General features: G+C 71.0%; 20 protein-coding genes and 1 pseudogene. 17 read left to right on the forward strand and 4 right to left on the reverse strand.

All coding sequences use genetic code 11. The features are described 5' to 3' along the window. Positions 1-191: 191 nt before the first annotated feature. The 5 genes from ACWD4O_RS44370 to ACWD4O_RS44390 all read left to right on the forward strand — a co-directional run bounded on the left by ACWD4O_RS44370 (position 192) and on the right by ACWD4O_RS44390 (position 5,612). The gene (locus ACWD4O_RS44370) at positions 192-1,064 is read left to right on the forward strand and encodes a methylenetetrahydrofolate reductase (RefSeq protein WP_451288734.1); all 873 of its coding nucleotides are present in this window, start codon (positions 192-194) and stop codon (positions 1,062-1,064) included. After that, on the forward strand, positions 1,061-1,969 hold the full coding sequence (purU, locus tag ACWD4O_RS44375) for a formyltetrahydrofolate deformylase (RefSeq protein ID WP_451288735.1): 909 nt from the start codon (positions 1,061-1,063) through the stop codon (positions 1,967-1,969). The genes ACWD4O_RS44370 and purU overlap by 4 nt, the downstream gene beginning before the upstream one ends. Positions 1,970-2,068: 99 nt before the next feature. Next, a complete protein-coding gene (locus ACWD4O_RS44380; RefSeq protein WP_451288736.1) occupies positions 2,069-2,923 on the forward strand; it encodes a bifunctional 5,10-methylenetetrahydrofolate dehydrogenase/5,10-methenyltetrahydrofolate cyclohydrolase in 855 nt (284 codons plus the stop codon). 164 nt (positions 2,924-3,087) lie between these two features. Next, positions 3,088-4,014, forward strand: a complete 927-nt coding sequence (locus ACWD4O_RS44385; protein WP_451288737.1) for a LacI family DNA-binding transcriptional regulator — start codon at positions 3,088-3,090, stop codon at positions 4,012-4,014. Between the two features lie 227 nt (positions 4,015-4,241). Next, on the forward strand, positions 4,242-5,612 hold the full coding sequence (locus ACWD4O_RS44390; protein WP_451288738.1) for an aminomethyl transferase family protein: 1,371 nt from the start codon (positions 4,242-4,244) through the stop codon (positions 5,610-5,612). Between the two features lie 43 nt (positions 5,613-5,655). Here ACWD4O_RS44390 and ACWD4O_RS44395 read toward each other — a convergent pair whose 3' ends face one another. Then, positions 5,656-6,567 carry a helix-turn-helix transcriptional regulator gene (locus ACWD4O_RS44395; protein ID WP_451288739.1) on the reverse strand — a complete coding sequence of 304 codons (912 nt, stop codon included), beginning with the start codon at positions 6,565-6,567 and terminating at the stop codon, positions 5,656-5,658. 219 nt (positions 6,568-6,786) lie between these two features. On the opposite strand from ACWD4O_RS44395, the gene ACWD4O_RS44400 reads away from it, so the two are divergent. The 5 genes and pseudogenes from ACWD4O_RS44400 (at position 6,787) to ACWD4O_RS44420 (ending at position 10,032) form a co-directional block, all read left to right on the forward strand. After that, complete coding sequence (locus ACWD4O_RS44400) at positions 6,787-7,194, forward strand: (R)-mandelonitrile lyase (protein WP_451288740.1); 408 nt, start codon at positions 6,787-6,789, stop codon at positions 7,192-7,194. Positions 7,195-7,291: 97 nt separating this feature from the next. Then, positions 7,292-7,717, forward strand: a pseudogene (locus ACWD4O_RS44405) (alcohol dehydrogenase catalytic domain-containing protein); the annotation flags it as partial. Positions 7,718-7,845: 128 nt separating this feature from the next. Continuing rightward, positions 7,846-8,238: an aldo/keto reductase gene (locus tag ACWD4O_RS44410; RefSeq protein WP_451288741.1), complete on the forward strand. Its 393-nt coding sequence runs from the start codon at positions 7,846-7,848 to the stop codon at positions 8,236-8,238. Between the two features lie 64 nt (positions 8,239-8,302). Continuing rightward, a complete protein-coding gene (locus ACWD4O_RS44415) occupies positions 8,303-8,944 on the forward strand; it encodes an aldo/keto reductase (protein WP_451288742.1) in 642 nt (213 codons plus the stop codon). A 173-nt stretch (positions 8,945-9,117) separates the two neighbouring features. After that, entirely contained in the window at positions 9,118-10,032 is a 915-nt protein-coding gene (locus tag ACWD4O_RS44420; protein ID WP_451288743.1) for an alpha/beta hydrolase, read from the forward strand. 22 nt (positions 10,033-10,054) lie between these two features. Here the strand turns inward: ACWD4O_RS44420 and ACWD4O_RS44425 are convergent, their stop codons facing one another. Continuing rightward, complete coding sequence (locus ACWD4O_RS44425; protein WP_451288745.1) at positions 10,055-11,041, reverse strand: aldo/keto reductase; 987 nt, start codon at positions 11,039-11,041, stop codon at positions 10,055-10,057. A gap of 185 nt (positions 11,042-11,226) precedes the next feature. Here ACWD4O_RS44425 and ACWD4O_RS44430 point away from each other — a divergent pair, with 185 nt between their 5' ends. Together ACWD4O_RS44430 and ACWD4O_RS44435 are read left to right on the forward strand one after the other, a co-directional pair. Further along, positions 11,227-12,135, forward strand: coding sequence for a helix-turn-helix domain-containing protein (locus ACWD4O_RS44430; protein WP_451288746.1), 909 nt, complete (start codon positions 11,227-11,229; stop codon positions 12,133-12,135). A gap of 140 nt (positions 12,136-12,275) precedes the next feature. Beyond that, positions 12,276-12,890, forward strand: coding sequence for a helix-turn-helix domain-containing protein (locus ACWD4O_RS44435; RefSeq protein ID WP_451288747.1), 615 nt, complete (start codon positions 12,276-12,278; stop codon positions 12,888-12,890). Between the two features lie 54 nt (positions 12,891-12,944). Here ACWD4O_RS44435 and ACWD4O_RS44440 read toward each other — a convergent pair whose 3' ends face one another. After that, a complete protein-coding gene (locus ACWD4O_RS44440; RefSeq protein WP_451288748.1) occupies positions 12,945-13,571 on the reverse strand; it encodes a TetR/AcrR family transcriptional regulator in 627 nt (208 codons plus the stop codon). A 122-nt stretch (positions 13,572-13,693) separates the two neighbouring features. Between ACWD4O_RS44440 and ACWD4O_RS44445 the strand changes: the two genes are divergently transcribed. Then, a complete protein-coding gene (locus ACWD4O_RS44445; protein ID WP_451288750.1) occupies positions 13,694-14,632 on the forward strand; it encodes a zinc-binding dehydrogenase in 939 nt (312 codons plus the stop codon). 24 nt (positions 14,633-14,656) lie between these two features. Here the strand turns inward: ACWD4O_RS44445 and ACWD4O_RS44450 are convergent, their stop codons facing one another. Continuing rightward, positions 14,657-15,511 (reverse strand): IclR family transcriptional regulator, encoded by an 855-nt coding sequence (locus ACWD4O_RS44450; RefSeq protein ID WP_451288752.1) that lies wholly within the window; start codon positions 15,509-15,511, stop codon positions 14,657-14,659. A 199-nt stretch (positions 15,512-15,710) separates the two neighbouring features. On the opposite strand from ACWD4O_RS44450, the gene ACWD4O_RS44455 reads away from it, so the two are divergent. From ACWD4O_RS44455 to ACWD4O_RS44470, 4 genes are all read left to right on the forward strand, one after another. After that, on the forward strand, positions 15,711-17,081 hold the full coding sequence (locus tag ACWD4O_RS44455) for an aromatic ring-hydroxylating dioxygenase subunit alpha (protein WP_451288753.1): 1,371 nt from the start codon (positions 15,711-15,713) through the stop codon (positions 17,079-17,081). Next, complete coding sequence (locus ACWD4O_RS44460) at positions 17,078-17,425, forward strand: bifunctional 3-phenylpropionate/cinnamic acid dioxygenase ferredoxin subunit (protein ID WP_451288754.1); 348 nt, start codon at positions 17,078-17,080, stop codon at positions 17,423-17,425. Before ACWD4O_RS44455 ends, ACWD4O_RS44460 begins: the two co-directional genes overlap by 4 nt. Further along, positions 17,422-18,645 (forward strand): NAD(P)/FAD-dependent oxidoreductase, encoded by a 1,224-nt coding sequence (locus ACWD4O_RS44465; RefSeq protein ID WP_451288755.1) that lies wholly within the window; start codon positions 17,422-17,424, stop codon positions 18,643-18,645. The genes ACWD4O_RS44460 and ACWD4O_RS44465 overlap by 4 nt, the downstream gene beginning before the upstream one ends. A 102-nt stretch (positions 18,646-18,747) precedes the next feature. Continuing rightward, complete coding sequence (locus ACWD4O_RS44470; protein WP_451288756.1) at positions 18,748-19,335, forward strand: 3-phenylpropionate/cinnamic acid dioxygenase subunit beta; 588 nt, start codon at positions 18,748-18,750, stop codon at positions 19,333-19,335. The last annotated feature ends 11 nt before the right edge of the window (positions 19,336-19,346 follow it).

Consider the following 19,346-nt stretch of genomic DNA (forward strand, 5'->3'; position numbering starts at 1 on the left):
GCATCCACCAGGCCCTCCAGGTGTGCGGCGCCCAGCGCATCGGGCACGGCGTGCGGTCCGGCCGGCGCCGGCCGACGCCGCCCGGACCCGCCCGACCCGCCTTCCCCCCGCAGGGCCGGGAGTCCGCGGACGGCGACAGGGCCCCACGCACGCCCCGCCTTCCTCTACCGACAAGGAGCACAAGGAGCACGATGAATCCCCTCAGCACAGTCCCGTCGGCGGTGGGCACATCGCTGCTGGACGACTTCTCCCTGGAGATGACCGGCAAGGACGTGTCCAAGCTGGAGGAGGCCCGGGACTCGATACCGCAGGGCACCCGCATCAACGTCACCTTCCTCGGCAACGAGAACCTGCACATGCGCCTGGAGGCATCCCGGGCCGTGAAGCGCCTCGGCTTCGTGCCCGTGCCGCACCTCTCCGCCCGCCGCCTCGGCTCGCAGGCCGAGTTCGAGGAGTTCCTCGCCGCGCTCCGGGCCGACGACGCCTGCGACAACGTCTTCACCGTGGGCGGCGACCCCGCCCGCCCGCAGGGGCCCTACGAAGACTCCCTCGCCCTGATCGAGTCGGGCCTGCTCCAGGAGTACGGCGTCCGCCAGGTCGGCATCAGCGGCTATCCGGAGGGTCACCCGGCCATCTCCCGGGACGCGCTGTGGACGGCTCTGCGGAACAAGAGCGCGGCCCTCGCCGCTCAGGAGCTGGACGGCTCCGTCATCACCCAGTTCGGTTTCGACGTCGACCCCGTACTCGCCTGGATCGAACAGGTCCGCGACCACGGCATCGCGCTTCCGGTACGCATCGGCGTCCCCGGCCCGGCCGGTGTGCGGCGACTGATGTCGTACGCCGCCCGGTTCGGCGTCGGCACCAGCGCGTCCATCGCCAAGAAGTACGGCCTGTCGATCACCAATCTGATGGGGACTGCCGGCCCCGACAGGTTCCTGCGTGCGCTGGCGGAGGGCTACGACCGGGCTCGTCACGGCGAGATCAAGATCCACTTCTATACCTTCGGCGGTCTGCTGGCCACATCCGAGTGGATCGCCCAGTTCAGGAAGGACAACCTCGTATGACCGTCACGCAGGCCGCCACCGCCGCCACGTCCAAGAACCGTGGGGGAGTGGGGCACCAGGCGTCGCTGATCGTGCAGGGCGCCGACGCCACCGGCATCGTGGCGGCCGTGACGTCCGTCCTCGGCCGGCACGGCGCCAACATCGTCTCCCTCGACCAGTACTCCGACGACCCGCAGGGCGGCGCCTTCTTCCAGCGCACGGTCTTCGGCCTCGACGGGCTGCAGGCCGCAACTCCCACTCTGCGCGCCGACTTCGACAAGGACCTGGTGACGAAGTACGGGCTCACCTACACCCTGCGCGACCTGTCTGTCCCGAAGCGGGTCGCGATCTTCGCCTCGAAGTCCGATCACTGCCTGCTCGACCTGCTCTGGCGACACCGCCAGGGACAGCTCCCGGTCTCCGTCGCCATGGTGATCTCCAACCACCCTGACACCGCGGAGGAGGTGCGCGGTTTCGGCATCCCCTTCTTCCACGTCCCCTCCATGGGCGCGGACAAGTCGGCAGCCGAGGCCGAACACCTGCGCCTGCTCAAGGACAACGTCGACTTCGTCGTCCTCGCCCGTTACATGCAGATCCTGTCCGCCGGGTTCATCGAACAGGTCGGCGTCCCGATCATCAACATCCACCACTCCTTCCTGCCCGCCTTCATCGGCGCCGGCCCCTACGCCAAGGCCAAGGAGCGTGGAGTGAAGCTGGTGGGCGCCACCGCCCACTACGTCACCGAGGACCTCGACGAGGGTCCGATCATCGAGCAGGACGTCGTGCGGGTCAGCCACGCCGACACCGCCGCCGACCTCACCCGCCGGGGCGCGGACGTGGAACGCGCCGTCCTCTCCCGCGCGGTGCTGTGGCACGCCGAGGACCGGGTCATCCGCAACGGCAAGCACACCATCGTCTTCGCCTGAGCCACGTATCACCCCACTCGCCCCGACAGGGGAACCCGCCCGGGACAGGGACCGGGTGAGTCGTTCACCAGCAGAAGGCGGTCCACCACCATGACAACCATGATCGACGGAGCGCAGCTCGCCCGGAGCATCCGGGCCCGGGTCGCCGAACGGGTCGCCGAGGCCGCGGGTGTCGGAGGCGTGCCCGGTCTGGCGACCGTCCTGGTCGGTGACGACCCGGCCGGCGCCGTCTACGTCGCCGCCAAACGGCGTGCCGTCCGCGAAGCCGGCATGCGCGACTTCCACCGCCGCCTCCCACAGCAGGCCACCCAGCAGGAAGTCGCCGCCGTCATCGACGAGTTGGCGGCCGATCCGGACGTCTCCGGCATCCTCCTCCAACTCCCGCTGCCGGCCCAGCTCGACGCCGCATCGCTGATCGACCGGATCCCCGCCGCCAAGGACGTCGACGGGCTGACCACGGCCAGCGCCGGCCGACTCGCCCGCGGCGAGCGCGGATTGCGGCCCTGCACACCGAGCGGCGTCATCGAACTCCTGGACGCCGAAGGCATCGAACTCCGGGGAGCGCGCGTCGCCGTCGTCGGCTGGGGCGAGCTCGTCGGCCGTCCGCTGGCACAACTGCTGCTGCGGCGCGGCGCGACGGTCACGGTCGCCCACGAGTTCACCGCCGACCTCGCCGCCGTCACCCGCCCCGCCGACATCGTCGTGGTCGCCACCGGAGTGCGCGGTCTCATCGGCCCCGAGCACGTCAAGCCCGGCGCCACCGTCATCGACGTCGGCATCCACCGCACCCCCACCGGCCTGACCGGCGACGTCCGCGCCGCCGAACTCGACGGCATCGCCGGCCGCCTCACCCCCGTGCCCGGCGGTGTGGGCCCGATGACCATCGCCATGCTCCTGGTCAACACCCTCCAGGCGGCCGAGTGGAGCGCCACGCCTTACACCGTGCCCGCCTAGAGCGCGTCAGCCGATGGCCTGAACGATCCAGTTCCGTAGACTGGCGCCTGTTACGGCTTAATCGTTCTAGAAGTCGTTGGTCGTTCCAGCAGTGGGACGGCGGTTTAGGCGAGGCCGACGTGTGAGCGGGTGCGCCTGATCCGATGGAGAGGGAGTGGGTCGGCATGAGCCGTTCCGGCCGGGTGACGTTGAGCGATGTGGCCAAGGCGTCCGGGGTGTCGCGGGCGACGGTGAGCTTCGTGCTGAACGACGACCCACGGCAGACGATCTCCGCCGCCACCCGCGAGCGGGTGATGGAGGCCGCCCAGGACCTCGGGTACGTCCCGCACGGCATCGCCCGCGCCCTGCGCGAGGGTTCCTCGCGCATCGTCGTGCTCAACGTCGACCGGGGCATGGAGGGCAACTTCTCCCGGAGCTACGTCCGAGGCCTGGACGAGGAGCTCGCGGAGCACGACCACATCCTTCTCGTCCGGCACGGACATGCGATCCCGGAGGCCACACAGAAGGTCCTGGACACCGTCGTGCCGCGGGCGGTGCTGCGGCTCGGCGAGGTCTATCTGGCGGGACACGTGCCGGACGAGCGGGACTGGGAGAACGGGTTCGCCGCCAACGCCGCACTGCAGATCGGTTATCTCGCGGAGCAGGGGCACGCCCGTATCGCGATGGCCCTGCCCGACCACGAGTTCCCGCTGACCGCCGCCCGCCTAGGCTTCGCCCAGGAGGCCGCCCGGCGGCTCGGAATCCCGCCCCTGGAGCGGTTCGTCGTGCCGGGGCCCAGGGAGGTCGGCGCGGTCGCCGTCGAGACGTTCCTGACAGCGCACCCCGAGGTCACAGCCCTCGCGGCTTTCGACGACGACATCGCGCTGCGCAGCCTCACAGCCCTGCGTGACCTGGGACGACAGGTGCCCGAGGACGTGGCCGTGATCGGCTTCGACGAGATCGAGCACGGCTCGCTGTTCACCCCCGCGCTCACCACCGTCCACATCGACGCCGAGGTCCTCGGACGGATCGCGGCCCGCAATGCCCTCGGCATTGACATCGGGGCTCTCGCGCCGGTGCCCGGGTGGATCGTCGTCCGCGCGTCGGCCTGAACGGCGCGGCCCCGCACGACGGCGCGGCCCCGCACGACGGCGGAGCTCGGGCAAGCCGTGCGTTGCGACGGTGAGGTTCCGCATTGCATGCAGAGTGCGGCGCGAACGGGAGCCGGTGCCCGCTCCGCGGCGTGGGTATCCTCGGCCGCAACCCAGGTAAATCGATCTAGTGATCTCTCATTGGTGAGCGCCGAGGGAACGGGCCGCAGACAGATCGGGAGCGTGGCATGGACGGCAAAGACGGCATGGCGCGGCAGCGCAATACGTATGAAGCGGTACTCAGGCTGAGGGAGGCACGGTTCGTGGCGGAGCGTCCGCCGTTGTTCAGTCCCGCGGCCGCGGCCCAGGACGAGGCCAACGCGCGGGGCGCCTTCGGTCACTTCGCGCAGACGCTGCTGCCGCTGGAGTACTCGGGCTGGGTCGACGAAAGCGCCGCCCATGTCCGGTCCTGCTACATCGGCGACTGGACCGCGCTGCACAAGGTGAGCGTCCGGGGACGCCAGGCCCTGGAATTCCTCGGCAGACTGGGCATGAGGGACCTCGCCCGCTTCGAGACGGGGCAGATCAAACACCATGTGCAGCTCGACGAGAACGGCTGGGTCGCCTCCGAGGGAGTGCTGTGCCGGATCGGCCCCGAGGAGTTCGTCTACACGGCCGGAAGCTGCGACTGGCTCCTGTGGCAGCTCTCGGAGGGCGGTTGGGACGCGGAGGCGATCGACATCAGCCCGGACGTGTTCATCTTCGGCGTCCAGGGACCCTCGTCCCTGGACGTGTTGGCGAAGCTCACCGGAGACGATCTGAGGGACATCGGCTTCAGCCGCAGCAGGATGTCGCAGGTCGGCGGGGTCCCGGTGCGTGTGTTGCGGACCGGCATCTCGGGTGAGCTGGGATACGAACTGCACGGACCGGCCGAGCACGCCGACGAGATCTGGTCCGCCGTCGTGACCGGCGGGCAGGACGTCGGCATTCGTCAACTGGGCCTGCGGTCACAGCCCGTGCAGCACATCGAGGCCGGCATCGCCACCAACGGGCTCGACTATCTCCCCGCTTCGATCCTCACACCGGGCGCGCCCCGGCAGTTCCGCAGGGGCACACCCGGTGGCAGCTTCGTGCCCCGCAACGGCGTGACCGACTACTTCCGCAAGCCTGGCGAACTCGGCTGGGGGTTCCGCAAGGGCGTACCCGAACGCGACTTCCTCGGCCGTGACGCCCTGGCTCGCGATGCCGCGAGCGGAACCCCACAACGCGTGCTGGTCGGCCTGCGGTGGAACGCGCAGGACGTCGGCGGCGTCCTGACCTCGTTGCTCGGCGACGACGAAGCGCCCGACCAGATGGAACTCCCCCGCATCGCCGGTCCCAGCTTCGACCAGGTTCTGGCGTCCGGCGATGCGGTGGGAGTGTCCACCGGCCGGACGCTGAGCGTGATCCGGCGAGCGACGATCTCCCTCTGTGTGATCGATCCCGCGTACACGACCCCCGGCACCGAGGTGACCGTCCTGTGGGGGAGGCCCGGAACATCGCAGCGGGAGATCCGGGCCACCGTGTCCACTCTGCCCTTCAGGACGGACAACCGCCGAACCGACGTCGGCAGGCCCTGACGGAAATCCAGCCTCCCTCGGCGGTGTGGACGATCTGCGGAGCTCATGACCGGCGCTGCTGTGCGCTCTGTTCGCCGGCGGCGGCCGCGGTGTCCGGCTGGTCGTCCTGGTCGAGGGTGGCGGCCCAGCTGGCCAGGAGTTGGAGGCTGTCGTGGGCGGGGGTGCCCGGTTCGGCGCTGAGGGCGGTGAGGGTGAGGCCGGGCTCGGTCGGGATGGGCATGGCCTCGAAGGGGAGGGCGAGTTCGCCGACGGCGGGGTGGCGGAAGTACTTGACGCCGGTCTGGTGCAGGCGCACATCGTGGGCGGCCCACAGCGTGCGGAACTTCTCGCTGCGGGTGGAGAGTTCACCGACGAGGTCGGTCAGGTCCCGGTTGTAGGGGTCGCGTCCCGCCTCGGTGCGCAGCAGCGCCACGGCCCCGGCCGCCTGCCGCTCCAGCTGGGGCAGGAAGTCGGCGGCGCCGGGGTTGAGGAACTCGTACCGGGCGAGGTTCACGGGCCGGGCCGGGTCGGCGAACACCGGGTCGTACAGCGCGCGGCCGAGCCGGTTGGTGGCGAGGATGTCGAGGCGGCCGTTGCGGATGAACGCCGGTGCCTCGGTCATCGCGTCGAGCAGGTGCTGGAGGCTGGGCCGGATCGCCTGCGGGGCCCGTCGGCGCGCCGGCCGGCGGGTGGTGTTCGCGGTGCGTGCGAGGTCGTCGAGGTGGGCGCGCTCGGCTTCGTCGAGCTGGAGCGCTCGGGCGAGTGAGTCGATGACGGTCTCGGAGACACCGGAGAGGTTGCCGCGTTCCAGACGGGCGTAGTACTCGGCGCTGACGCCGGCGAGCAGTGCGACCTCTTCCCTGCGCAGCCCCTTGACGCGCCGGTTGCCGGTGTAGGCGGGCAGTCCCGCCTGCTGGGGCGTGATCTTGGCACGGCGGCTGGTCAGGAACTCGCGTACCTCGCTTCGGTTGTCCATGCTTTCGAGGCTACGTCGGCTTCCGTGACGGTGTCTCCGGCGGTGGGGTGTACTGCCAGTACACGTATCAACGAGTCCTTCCGCACCCGTGTGACCTGCGGTTCCATCGTTTGTGGCGCGGCGATGCCGCGCCAGGTGGACAGGACACGAACGAGCTCATCACCGGCTCACCGACTGATGGCCGCCCTGCGACGGCCGACGTAAGGAGCAAGTACCAGCATGGAGATCCTCAAGCAGCCCGCGACCATGAAGCTGCCCCCGCACATGTTCGCCGGCGACGTCTGGGCGGATGTGATCCACCGTGGCGAGGAGCCCTCCCTGGCGCGGGCCAACATGGTCCGCTTCGCCCCCGGTGCCCGCACCGCCTGGCACAGCCACGGCCTGGGCCAGACCCTCCACATCGTGTCCGGAGTGGCCCTGATCGGCACCCGGGACGGCGTGATCATCGAGGCCCACCCGGGCGACACCATCGGCTGCCCGCCCGGCGAGGAGCACTGGCACGGCGCGACCCCGGACCAGTTCATGGAGCACATCGCCCTGTGGGAGGGCGACGAGGTCGATTGGCTGGAGCACGTCACCGACGCCGAGTACGGCGGCCCGCGCACCAGCACCCGTACCTCGCACTGACCGTCGTCCCACACACACAGACACACACAGACACACACAGACACAGACAGAGACACAGACAGAGACACAGACAGAGACACAGACACAGGAATCACCCATGCGCGCAACCGTGATCCACGCCCCCGGTGACATCCGGGTGGAGAACCTGCCCGAACCGAAGCTCCTCGCCCCCACCGACGCGGTGATCCGGACGGTCGCCGCCTGTGTGTGCGGCTCCGACCTGTGGGACTACCGCGGCATCAACGAGGTCGCCCAGCCCACGCCGATCGGCCACGAGTACGTCGGCGTGGTCGAGGAGACCGGTGCCGAGGTACGGGACATCAAGCCGGGGCAGTTCGTCATCGGCTCCTTCTTCGCCTCCGACAACACCTGCCCCGTCTGCCGCGCCGGATATCAGACCTCCTGCCCGCACAAGGAGTTCGTGGGCGGCTGCCAGGCCGAGTACATCCGCATCCCGCTCGCCGACGGCACCCTGGTCGCCCTCGACGGGCAGCCCGACGAGAAGTTCGTCCCGAGCCCGCTGGACGAGGCCGCCGAGGGTTACCGCGCCATGGACGATCGCCGCGCCATCAAGACGCTGCTACGGCCCTGACCCGCCGGCCGGCCACCGTCCGCATCACCCCTGCCGCGCAGGCGTAAAGGAGCGTCACCATGGAGTACACCCGTCTCGGCACCACCGGTCTGAAGGTGAGCCGACTCGCTCTCGGCTGCATGAGCTACGGCGACCCGACCGTCCCCCGTGCCCACCCCTGGGCGCTGACCGAGGACAAGGCCGCGCCGTTCTTCCAGCAGGCCGTCGAGCTGGGCATCACCTTCTGGGACACCGCCAACGTCTACCAGGCCGGCACCTCCGAGGAGATCGTCGGCCGGGCCGTCACGAAGTACTCCCGGCGCGAGGACATCGTCCTGGCCACCAAGGTGCGCGGCGCCATGCACGACGGTCCCGGCGGCGAGGCCGTGGACGCGCTCGCGCTTCAGCTCTCGGACGAGGAAGCGGCAGTGCTCCAGGCGCCGTACACCAACGCCGGCCCTTCCTGGTTCTGACCACGGGACCACCGGGACGGACCGAAGGCCAACTCCGTGGCAACAGAAGGGCGTTCAGAACGTCATGCAGTACCGCACCCTCGGCACCTCCGGCCTCGCCGTCTCCAAGCTGGCGTTCGGCACGATGAACTTCGGCACCGAGAACACCGAGGAAGAGTCGCTCGCGCTGCTCGACGCCTTCATCGAGGCCGGCGGCAACATGATCGACACCTCGGACGTCTACGGCGGTGGCCTCTCCGAGCAGATCATCGGCCGCTGGCTCGCCGCCCGCCCGCGCGAGATCACCGACCGCGTCGTGCTCACCACCAAGGGCCGTTTCACCACCGGCCCCGACGTCAACACACGCGGCCTGTCCCGCCGCCACCTCACCCGCGCGCTGGACGCCTCACTGCGCCGCATCGCCGAGGAGACCGGCGCCACCCCCGCCCAGGTCGCCCTGAGCTGGATCGCCGACCGCCCTGGTGTGGTCGCCCCGATCTTCGGCGCCCGCACCCTGAAGCAGCTCCACGACGGCTTCGGCGCAGTCGCCCTCACCCTGGACGCCGAGGCCACCGCCGCCCTCGACAAGGTCAGCGCCCCCACGCCGGGCGGCTACCCCTACGGCGCGTTCGGCACCAGCCAGCGCGACCGCCGGCTCCAGGGCGGCGCCCAGGCCCTCGGCGACCTGATCGGCAACGGCTCCGACCACCCCACCGGACGCCTGTAGATCAAGGGTCCGCACGTCAGCAAGCCCGGCCAGCCGGCCGGTTTCGAGGGAGCAGGGCGGCCGGTTCGCCCTCGCCACCGCGCGTGCCACTCCGCGACACGCGCGGTGGCGTCGCTCGCGCGGGAGCACCACCGTGTGCCGAACCACTCGACCCGACCCGAAGGCAACCTCTCATGGCCATCAGATACGACATCGCCGCGAGGCTCGTCCAGACGCTGCTGAGCAGTCGCATGGTCAGAGTGCCGGACGAACTCCGCTTCGCGGGCCAGGACCTGCCCGCGCCCGTGACCGTGCAGATCCCGACCTCCGCGGGATCCATGCGGTGCGACGTCTACCGCCCCGCAGCCGCCACCCTCGCCGTCCCCGGACAGGCGCCGCCGGTCTTCGTCAACTTCCACGGCAGCGGATACGTGGTCCGGCATCCGGAGCAGGACGACCACATCTGCCGCCATCTCGCGGCCGAGGCGGGCTGCGTCGTCCTCAACATCGACTACTGGACCGCGCCGCAGCACCGTTTCCCGACCGCGCCCGTCCAGGCGTACGAGGCCTGCGAGTGGGCGGTGAAACACGGGGCCGAGCACGGCTGGGACGGTGGGCGGCTCGCCGTCGGCGGTCACAGCGCGGGCGGCGCACTGGCGACGGGAGTGTGCCGTACGGCCCGTGAGCGCGGCACCTTCACCCCGCTGCTCCAGATCATTGACTACGCACCGCTCGACCTGGCCGCGGACCCCGCCACCAAGCGCGCCCGCACCCGACGGCCGTTGATCTCGCCGACGCTGTCCCGCATCTTCACCGGCACATACCTGCCGGACGCGAGCCGCCGCCGCGACCCGCTCGCCTCCCCCGGGCTCGCCACCGACCTGGCCGGCCTGCCGCCCGCCCTGGTCATCACCGCCGAGTACGACTCGCTCCGGGACGAGGGGGACGCGTACGCCGAGGCGCTGGCTTCGGCCGGGGTCCCTGTGGTGCATCGCATGGTGGAGGGCGTCGACCACTTCTTCACCCACAACGGACCGCCCGAGACGGTCCGCGCCACCCTCGACCTGATGGCCGAGCGACTCAGGGAGGCCTTCTCCGTCCCGGCATAGCGGTGCCGGGGCGGCGGCGGGCTCAGCGGCCGACCATGCCCAGGTGCGTCTCGTTGTAGCGGTCGCCGTGCACGCCGAGGCGGGCCGCCGTCGCGTCGAGGTCGGCGACCTCGTCGGCGGACAGGGCGACCTGGGTGGCGCCGGCGTTCTCCTCCAGGCGCTCCACGCGGCGGGTGCCGGGGATCGGGGCGATCCACGGCTGCTGGGCGAGCAGCCAGGCCAGGGCGACCTGCCCGGGACTGGCGCTCTTGGCCTTGGCCAGCGCGGCGACATGATCGACCAGGGCCTGGTTGGCGGCCCGGTTCTCCTCGCTGAACCGGGGGATCGTGGCGCGGACGTCGCCCTCGGCGAACGAGGTCGTGGTGTCGACGGTGCCGGTGAGGAAGCCCTTGCCGAGCGGGCTGAACGGCACGAACCCGATGCCGAGTTCGGCGAGGGTGGGCAGGACCTCGGGCTCGGGATCGCGGGTCCACAGGGAGTACTCGCTCTGCACCGCCGTGACGGGGTGGACCGTGTGGGCCCTGCGGATCGTGGTCGCCGCGGCCTCGGACAGGCCGAAGTGGCGTACCTTGCCCGCCTGCACGAGCTCGCCGACCGCGCCGGCGACCTCCTCGATGGGCACGTCGGGATCGACGCGGTGCTGGTAGAAGAGGTCGATCGTCTCGCTGCGCAGCCGACGCAGGGAGGCCTCGGCGACACGCTTGATCTGCTCCGGCCGGCTGTCGAGCCCGGTCGCCTTCCCGCCCTCGATGCGCCAGCCGAACTTCGTAGCCAGGACGACCTGGTCCCGTACGGGGGCCAGGGCTTCGCCCACGAGCTCCTCGTTGACGTACGGGCCGTAGACCTCGGCGGTGTCGAAGAACGTGATGCCGCGGTCGACGGCGGCGCGGAGCACGCCGATCATGTCCTGCCGGTCGCCGGGGTTCGGGCCGTAGCTCTGGGACATGCCCATGCATCCCAGGCCGATGGCGGAGACCTGCAGACCCTGGCCGAGTGTGCGCGTATGCATCGTGTGTCCTCCTGGAAGCGATGGTGTGGCAACCGGCGCCGTCGCGCATTCCGTGCGGGGGTCCCTGGTGCCACGGCCGATGAAATCGTGGCTCACCGGCGTGTGGAAGAACCGCCCGTTACGTGTACTGGCAGTACACCCCTCGTTGGCTGCCTCGGCCCCCGGGCCGCCGTAGCCTCGTGCGCGTGGACCAGCGCAGCGAGATCCGTGAGTTCCTCAGCAGCCGACGGGCGAAGATCACCCCCGAGCAGGCAGGACTGCCGACGTTCGGCGGGCACCGGCGGGTGCCGGGCCTGCGTCGCGAGGAGGTCGCCCTGCTCGCCGGGATCAGCGCCGAGTACTACGCCCGTCTGGAACGCGGCAACCTCCGGGGCGTCTCCGAGTCGGTCCTGGACGCCGTCGCCCGCGCCCTCCGGCTCGACGAGGCCGAGCACGCCCACCTGCGGGACCTGGCCCGCACCGTGCACCCGGGCGCCGCCCGCCGCGCACCGCGCCCGAGTCGGCCCCAGCCCCTGCGCCCCGCCCTTCAGCGCCTGCTCGACGCGATGACCGAGGCCCCCGCCTGCATCTTCAACGGCAACCTGGACATCGTCGCCACCAACCGCCTCGGCCGCGCCCTGTACGACCCGGTCCTCACCGGCGGCGCCCGCCCGGCCAACTTCGCCCGGTTCCGTTTCCTCGATCCGCGCGCCGCCGACTTCTACGCCGACCTGGACGCCAGTGCCCGCACCTCCGTCGCCCTCCTGCGCACCGAGGCCGGACGTAACCCGTACAACGCTGAACTGACCGACCTGATCGGTGAGTTGTCCGCCCACAGTGCGGAATTCCGCACCCGGTGGGCCGACCACGACGTACGCCTGCACCACATGGGCGGCAAGACCTTCCACCACCCGGCCGTGGGCACCCTCAGCCTCACCTACGAGGCCCTCCCGCTGCCCGCCGACCCCGGCCTGACGCTGACCGCCTACACCGCCGAACCCGGCACCGCCTCCCACGACGGCCTGAAACTCCTCGCCGGCTGGGCCGCCACCCTCGACCACGGCGACCTCCCTCGGTCCGGACAGGGACCCGCGATGCAGCCGCGCCCCGCGTAGCGGCTCCGATGGTGACGCCGGCGCCGACCGCTTCCACGACACCAGCGCCCTCGTGACCGGGTACGGCGGGCTGCGGCAGAATCGGGCCCCGTGACCCCTGCCCGGTGATCGTCAGGGCGACGGCCACATAGAGTGGTGGCGTGTCCTCAGGAAACGCCGTGGTGGCGCGCAACGTGCGCCTTCTCAGAGAGCAGCGGGGGCTGTCCCTGGCCGAGTTGGCCCGCCAGGCACGGCTGGCCAAGCAGACGCTGTCGAAACTGGAGCAGGGGACGGGCAATCCCACTGTCGACACCCTGTTCTCCATCGCGACCGCCCTCGGCGTGCCCGTCACACGGCTGGTGGCCGAGCGGGAACAGGTGATGGCCGTGCAGCGGGCCGAGGAGGTGGTCTGGCAGCAGCACGAAGGGTACGAGTCCCGGTCGCTGGACCACGTGTACGGCTCCGGTGTCATCGAGAACTACCTGGTGCGCGTCGCGCGTGATCCGCAGGGGACGAGCAAGCCTTCGGAGCCGCACCCGGTGGGCACCCTGGAGCATCTGTACGTCATCAGCGGCCGGGTGCGGGTGGGGCCCGTCGACAGTCCGGTGGAGCTGTCGTCCGGCGACTTCGTGCGGTACCCGGGCGACCGGCCGCACCTCTACGAGTCGCTCGACGGCGAGGAGAGCCTGATCCACATCGTGGTGAGCGTGCCGCGCGTGCAGCCCGGCACCGGTGGCGTCAACCTCGCGCGCACCCACGGCGGCGACTCGGACTGAGTCTCGCGGTCGCCGCGGTCGCCGCGGTTGTTTGTGCCGCCCGCGAGCTGTCCGTCATGGGCGACGACGTACGCCGTCGAGGACCGTCTGGAACGCGTCGGTGATCGGACGGAGCGCCTCGTCGAGCTCGTCGATGTCGACAGCCTCGGCCGTCCGGTCCGCTGCGGTCCACTGCCGGAGCACGGCGACGTAGGCGGCCTGCACAGCACCGCCGACCGCGGCCGGAACCGGAGCGCTCGCATCGAGCCCCGTGCGCTCGCCCACGTACCCGCTCACCGTCTCGGCCCATACCCGCCAGTGCGCGGCGGTCTCCGCGACGAGCGCGGCGTCCTGGTCGAGCACCCGGAAACGGTCCAGCCAGGAGTGCGGTGCCGCCTGTTCCGACAGGCGTGTCGACCGGACGACCGCGGATCGCACGGCGGTCATGACGGGTGCGTCGTCGGCGTCGAGGAGCGCTGACCGCAGTCGTTCGACGGCGCGGTCGAACTCGCGCCAGACGATGCCCGCCTTCGAGCCGAAGTAGCGGAACAGCGTCGAGCGCCCGACGCCGCCCGCGGCCATGATGGCCTGCACCGTCGTCGCCTCGTAGCCGTCGCGGAGGAGGAGTTCGAAGGCGACCTCTTCGAGTGCCTCACGGGACGAGGCGGGCGGTCGTCCTCGGCGGGAGGGGGAGGCGGTCATCGTCCGATCCTAGGTCAGCGTATTTTTGGGACCAGGTACCATTATTTCGGGAGCGGCTGATCACACGCTCCTCCCACCCCACCGGCCACCCGCCGGGAGTACAGACGCTCGAGGAGCCAACGATGCGCGCATGGCAGTTCACCGAAGTCGGAGCACCCCTCACCCTCAACGAGGTGCCGACACCGACGCCGGCCGCGGACGAGCTCGTCGTGCACATCCGCGCCGCCGGGCTCTGCCACAGTGACGTCGGGTTCCTCGACGGCACCCTGACGTCGCTGCTGCCGTTCCGTCCGATCACCCTCGGCCATGAGATCGCGGGTGTCGTCGCCGCTGTGGGGTCGGACGTCACGGAGTTCACCGTCGGTCAGAAGGTCGTCATCCCCGCGGCCATCGAAGGGCCGGGTACCTCGAAGAACGGCGGCTTCGCGGACGAGGTCGTGGTACTCGAACGCCTCGTCGTACCGCTGCCGGAGGGGGTGCCGTTCGACCAGGCGGCAGCCGCCACGGACGCGGGTCTCACCTCGTACCACGCGGTCTCGGTGCAGGGGAGGGTCACCGCCGGCACCCGGGTCGGGATCATCGGCCTCGGCGGGCTCGGTTCGCTCGGCGCCCAGGTCGCGCTGGCGCTCGGGGCGACCGTGTTCGTCGCCGAGAAGAACGAGCGCGTGCACGACTTCGCACGGTCGCTCGGCGCCGCGAAGGTCGCGAGCGACATCACAGACTTCGCCGGCGAGGACCTCGACGTGGTCATCGACTTCGCCGGCTTCGGCACGACCACCGACGGCGCGATCCACTCCGTCCGCCGGGGCGGCCGGATCGTCCAGGTCGGCCTCGGCCGCGCCCGGGCCGAGATCGACCTGCAGGCGCTCACCCTCAACGAGGTCGAACTCGTCGGCTCGCAGGCCGGAACGAAGGAGGACTGCGCGGCGGTACTGGACCTCGTCGCCGAGGGCAGGCTCACCTCGCGCATCACCGAGATCGCGTTCGAGGAGATCGGCGACGGGATCGGCCGGCTCGAGCGCGGCGAGGTCATCGGGCGCCTGGTCGCCGTGTTCGGCTGACCTCGACTCGGACCCGGGCGGTCCTCAGTTCGCCGGCAGAGCGCTCAGCCCGGATGACGTGGTCTGCCGGGCCGTCGCCGCGGTGATCGCGCGGCCTGCCTCATAGGCCACCCGGCGCAGCGCCGGGGCCACCCGCGCCGGATCGAAGCGCTGGTCCGCACCCGCGACCGAGAGGGCGGCGACGGGACGCCCGCCGGGCCCCATGACGGGGACGGCGACGCAGGTCAGGCCCATGGCCGCCTCCTGGCGGTCGTGGGCGATGCCGTCCTGTCGGATGCGACGCAGTTCGGCCCGGAAGCGGTCGGCGTCCGTGAGCGTGTAGGCCGTCCGCGCTGTGAGTCCGGCCTCGATCGCGGCCTCGGCCGCGTCGTGGTCGAAGGCGAGCAGGGCCTTGCCGACTCCCGTGCAGTACGCCGGAATACGAGCCCCGATCCGCGAAGGGGAGCGGGCCGCACGGTGCCCGTGGATCTTGTTGACGTACACGACGTCGGTGTCGCGCAGGACGGCGAGATGCACGGTCTCGTGGGTCAGCTCGTACAGGTCCGTGAGGTACGGCAGCAGCCGGTCCTGCAGCAGCAGAGGGGTCGGGCCGTAGACACGGGTGCCGATGTCGAAGAGCTGGGAGCCCAGCCGGTAGTCGCTGCCGACCCGCTCGACGAGGTCGTTGCGCTGAAGGATGCCCAGCAGCCGGAAGGCGGTCGACTTGGTGAGCCGCGCATGCCGGGCCAGCTCGCTCACGCCGATCTCCCGGTCGTGCTCGGCGAGCGACTTGAGCAGGATCAGCGCCTTGTCCACCGCCGTCTGCCGCTCTGGCGCGGTGTCCGCCTCCCGGTCGGCCGAGGGCTCGGTGTGGATGGAGAGGGGTGGGCGAACTGGCATGGCGGGCTCCGGGGTGCATCGCGAGCGGCCATTTAAATGGACGCACGTCCACCATAGGTGACCGTTTCGACGTTGTAAACGACGCGTGGCTGTGCCAGGTGTCACCGACGCGGTCCTGCTCCGGGGCAGGACCCGGCCGCGTGCCACATCACGGCACGCGGCCTGGGCCGATCGTCCGGCGGCCACGTCTCCTAGGGGCATGCAGCGACACGACGTCCCGGCCCCGACCGCCGCCCTCGCGGCCCCGGCACCCACACCCGTCCGTCCGGCGGACCGCCTGGCCCGCGTCGGTGAGCCCTCCGTCGACGTCGGCGCGCACTTCGATCTCGACCACGGACTGATCGACCGGACCATCTTCAGCGACTCCGCCCTCTACCGGCAGGAGCTGCGCCGCGTCTTCGCGCCGAGCTGGCTGTTCCTCGCCCACGAGAGCCAGTTCACCAAGCCCGGCGACTTCTTCACCACGTACATGGGCGAGGACCCGGTCATCGTCGCCCTCGGCCGCGACCGCAAGCTGCGCGCGTTCCTGAACGCCTGCCGCCACCGGGGCATGCGGGTCTGCCGGGCCGACGCGGGCGCGACGAAGGCGTTCACGTGCAGCTACCACGGCTGGTCGTACGACATGTCCGGCAAGCTGGTCAACGTACCCAACGGCGAGGACTACCCGGACCACTTCGAGAGGGACCAATGGGGCCTGATCGAGGTCGCCCAGCTCGACACGTACAAGGGGCTCGTCTTCGCGACCTGGAACCCCGAAGCCCCGCCGCTCACCGAGGCGTTGGGCGGTCTGACCTGGTACCTGGACGCCATGCTCGACCGCGACCCGGAGGGGACCGAGGTCGTCGGCGGAGTCCACAAGTGGGTCCTTGAGGGCAACTGGAAGCTCGCCGCCGAGCAGTTCGCCTCCGACTGGTACCACGTCAACATCTCGCACGCCTCCGCGCTGATGGTGATGTCACCGACCGGCAAGGGACCGAAGGCCGACGTCGTTCAGACCCCCGGCCGCCAGTACACCGACCCGCTCGGTCACGGACACGGATTCCCGACCCACCCCAAGAGCCGCTTCGACGACCGCGTCGTGCACGACTGGTACGACTACGACGCCCTGCGCGAACGCCTCGGCGACACCCGGGTCGAAGGGCCGATGACCACCGGCCACGGCACCGCTTTCCCCAACTTCTCCTACCTCCCGGTCAACGGCAGCATCCGCGTCTGGCACCCCAAGGGCCCCGACAGGATGGAGGTCTGGGCCTGGACCATCGTCGACAAGTCCATGCCCGACGAGGTCAAGAACGCCCAACGCCTGTACAACCTGCGCACGTTCGGACCGACCGGCATCTTCGAGCAGGACGACGGCGAGAACTGGAGCGAGTGCCAGGCCACCGCCCACGGCTTCGTGGCCGGCTCCATGACCCTCAACTACCAGATGGGCCTTGGCATTCAGGCCGAGGACGGCATCCATCCCGGCACCACCGGCCGCCTCTACAGCGACGGCGCCGCCCGCGGCTTCTACAGCCGCTGGCGCGACCTGATGAACACGCCCGCCTGGCACGAGAAGGACTCGCGATGAGCACGACAAGTACCGGTATCCGAGTGGCGGACCTCGGCGACATCGAAGACGGCGAAGCGCTCCAGGTTCCCGCCGAGACCACCGGCCACGGCGACACCATCGCCGTCTTCCACGACGGCGGCACCTACTACGCCCTCGACGACACCTGCTCCCACGGCCAGGCCTCCCTCGCCGAGGGCTGGATCGAGAACGGCGAGGTCGAGTGCCCGCTGCACAGCGCCCGCTTCTGCCTGAAGTCCGGCCGGCCGCAGTGCATGCCCGCCACGGTCGCGATCCGCACCCACCGCGTCGAGGTCCGGGACGGCGGCCTGTGGCTGCACCCGGGTCAGGAGGCCGGCGCATGACCGTCCCCCGGCGCATCGCAGTCGTCGGCGCGGGCCTGGCCGCCGTCTCCACCTGCGACGCCCTGCGCGCCCAGGGATACGACGGCGAACTCGTCCTCTGCTCCGCCGAACACGGACTGCCGTACGACAGGCCGCCGCTCAGTAAGGACGTGCTGCTGGGTAAGTCCCGGCGTCCCGACATCCTGCTGCGGCCCGAGAGTTGGTACGAGGAGACACGCGTCGACCTGCGCGAGGGCGCGGCCGTACAGGCGATCCGCCCGCACGAGGGCGCGCTCGAGCTGGCGGACGGCCGGACGGTCGCCGCCGACCGGATCGTCCTGGCGACCGGCGGCACACCCCGCGCGCTGCCGGTGCCCGGCGGCGACGACCCGGCCGTGCATCTGCTGCGCACCTGGGAGGACGCCGAACGCCTGCGGGAACGGCTGCTGCCCGGTGCCCGGGTGACCGTGGTCGGCGCCGGACTGATCGGCGCCGAGACCGCGGCCGTGGCCCATGCCCTGGGCTGCCGGGTCACCCTGATCGACCCGGTTCCGGTACCGCTGGCCGCCGTGGTCGGCGCCGATATCGCGGGAGCGCTGCACCACCGGCACTCCGCCGAGGGCATCGAGGTGATCACGGCCGGCGTCGAACGTGTGGAACGTCGTCCCGGCAGCCTGGGCGTCCTCGTGCACCTGGACGGTTACTGCAGCGGCCCGGTGGCCGCGGACACGGTGGTCGCCGGCATCGGAATCCGCCCGGCCACCGAACTCGCCGAAGCCGCAGGCCTGCACGTGGACAACGGCGTCGTCGTCCAGCCCGGTCAGCGCACCTCGCACCCGAACGTCCTCGCCGTCGGTGACGTGGCCCGTCTGGACGGTCACCGCGTCCGGCACGAGCACTGGGAGGCCGCCCAGCACGACGGCGAGGCCGCCGCCCACGGCATCCTCGGCCGCCCGGTCCCGGAGCCGGGAGCCACCTGGTTCTGGTCCGACCGGCACGGCTCGCGCCTCGAAGCGGTCGGCACCATGGCCGACGCCGAGCACACCGTCCTGCGGGGCGCTCCGGACGACGGTTCCTTCACCGCCTTCGGTCTGCGCGGCGGGAAGCTGGTCGCTGCGGCCGCTGTCGACCGCGCCCGCGACATCATGGCCGCCCGACGGCTCATCGACCGCGACGTCACGGTCGACCCCGCCCAACTCGCCGACGAGAGCGCCGACTTGCGCACGCTCCTCAAGCGTTGACCGGCGACCGACTGTGCAGCCCGTCGGCACACGCGTTCCCCCGAACCACCCTCACCGCGCTGGAATGACAGCACCGGGCGCGGCCCGCAGGAGGACCCACCGATGAGCATCCATCCCCCGGAACCGGCCGTCGCCGCGACACCGCCCCGCACGTCCGACGGCACCCACGGCACGCTCGACGACGACATCCGGCTCCACTTCGAGGTGCAGCGCCTGTACACGGTCGAGGCGCAACTGCTCGACCAGCACCGCTACGCCGACTGGCTGGAGCTGTTCGCCGAGGACCTGCACTACTGGGCGCCGGTGCGGACCAACCGGCTGCGCCGGCAGCAGGCCCTGGCGGACGGCTCACCGGGCGAAGTGGCGATCTTCGACGAGAACAAGGCCAGCCTCGCGTGGCGCATCCGCCGTTTCGACTCCGGCATGGCGTGGGCCGAGGACCCGCCCTCCCGCACCCGGCACCTGATCACCAACGTCATGGTCCGGGCGGGGGAGGAGCCGGGGGAGTACGTCGCCGAGTCGGCCTTCCTCTGTTACCGCAACCGCCTGGAGCGCGAGGTCGACCTCTACGCCGGCGGGCGCACCGACGTACTGCGCCGCACCGAGGACGGCGGTCTGCTGATCGCCCGCCGCACGATCCTGCTGGACCAGAACGTCCTGCTCGCCAAGAACATCAGCACCTTCCTGTGAACCGGAGTCCG

The organism is Streptomyces sp. NPDC002623 (assembly GCF_053592635.1).

Excerpts from the sequence above, each read along its gene's own strand:
- ACWD4O_RS44395 (WP_451288739.1), bottom strand. The coding sequence starts at position 6,567 with ATGGACAACCGAAGCGAGGTACGCGAGTTCCTGACCAGCCGCCGTGCC.
- ACWD4O_RS44380 (WP_451288736.1), top strand. The coding sequence starts at position 2,069 with ATGATCGACGGAGCGCAGCTCGCCCGGAGCATCCGGGCCCGGGTCGCC.
- ACWD4O_RS44385 (WP_451288737.1), top strand. The coding sequence starts at position 3,088 with ATGAGCCGTTCCGGCCGGGTGACGTTGAGCGATGTGGCCAAGGCGTCC.
- ACWD4O_RS44370 (WP_451288734.1), top strand. The coding sequence starts at position 192 with ATGAATCCCCTCAGCACAGTCCCGTCGGCGGTGGGCACATCGCTGCTG.
- ACWD4O_RS44455 (WP_451288753.1), top strand. The coding sequence starts at position 15,711 with ATGCAGCGACACGACGTCCCGGCCCCGACCGCCGCCCTCGCGGCCCCG.
- ACWD4O_RS44420 (WP_451288743.1), top strand. The coding sequence starts at position 9,118 with ATGGCCATCAGATACGACATCGCCGCGAGGCTCGTCCAGACGCTGCTG.
- ACWD4O_RS44445 (WP_451288750.1), top strand. The coding sequence starts at position 13,694 with ATGCGCGCATGGCAGTTCACCGAAGTCGGAGCACCCCTCACCCTCAAC.
- ACWD4O_RS44470 (WP_451288756.1), top strand. The coding sequence starts at position 18,748 with ATGAGCATCCATCCCCCGGAACCGGCCGTCGCCGCGACACCGCCCCGC.
- ACWD4O_RS44415 (WP_451288742.1), top strand. The coding sequence starts at position 8,303 with ATGCAGTACCGCACCCTCGGCACCTCCGGCCTCGCCGTCTCCAAGCTG.
- ACWD4O_RS44425 (WP_451288745.1), bottom strand. The coding sequence starts at position 11,041 with ATGCATACGCGCACACTCGGCCAGGGTCTGCAGGTCTCCGCCATCGGC.
- ACWD4O_RS44390 (WP_451288738.1), top strand. The coding sequence starts at position 4,242 with ATGGACGGCAAAGACGGCATGGCGCGGCAGCGCAATACGTATGAAGCG.
- ACWD4O_RS44460 (WP_451288754.1), top strand. The coding sequence starts at position 17,078 with ATGAGCACGACAAGTACCGGTATCCGAGTGGCGGACCTCGGCGACATC.
- purU (WP_451288735.1), top strand. The coding sequence starts at position 1,061 with ATGACCGTCACGCAGGCCGCCACCGCCGCCACGTCCAAGAACCGTGGG.
- ACWD4O_RS44440 (WP_451288748.1), bottom strand. The coding sequence starts at position 13,571 with ATGACCGCCTCCCCCTCCCGCCGAGGACGACCGCCCGCCTCGTCCCGT.
- ACWD4O_RS44450 (WP_451288752.1), bottom strand. The coding sequence starts at position 15,511 with ATGCCAGTTCGCCCACCCCTCTCCATCCACACCGAGCCCTCGGCCGAC.
- ACWD4O_RS44400 (WP_451288740.1), top strand. The coding sequence starts at position 6,787 with ATGGAGATCCTCAAGCAGCCCGCGACCATGAAGCTGCCCCCGCACATG.
- ACWD4O_RS44465 (WP_451288755.1), top strand. The coding sequence starts at position 17,422 with ATGACCGTCCCCCGGCGCATCGCAGTCGTCGGCGCGGGCCTGGCCGCC.
- ACWD4O_RS44410 (WP_451288741.1), top strand. The coding sequence starts at position 7,846 with ATGGAGTACACCCGTCTCGGCACCACCGGTCTGAAGGTGAGCCGACTC.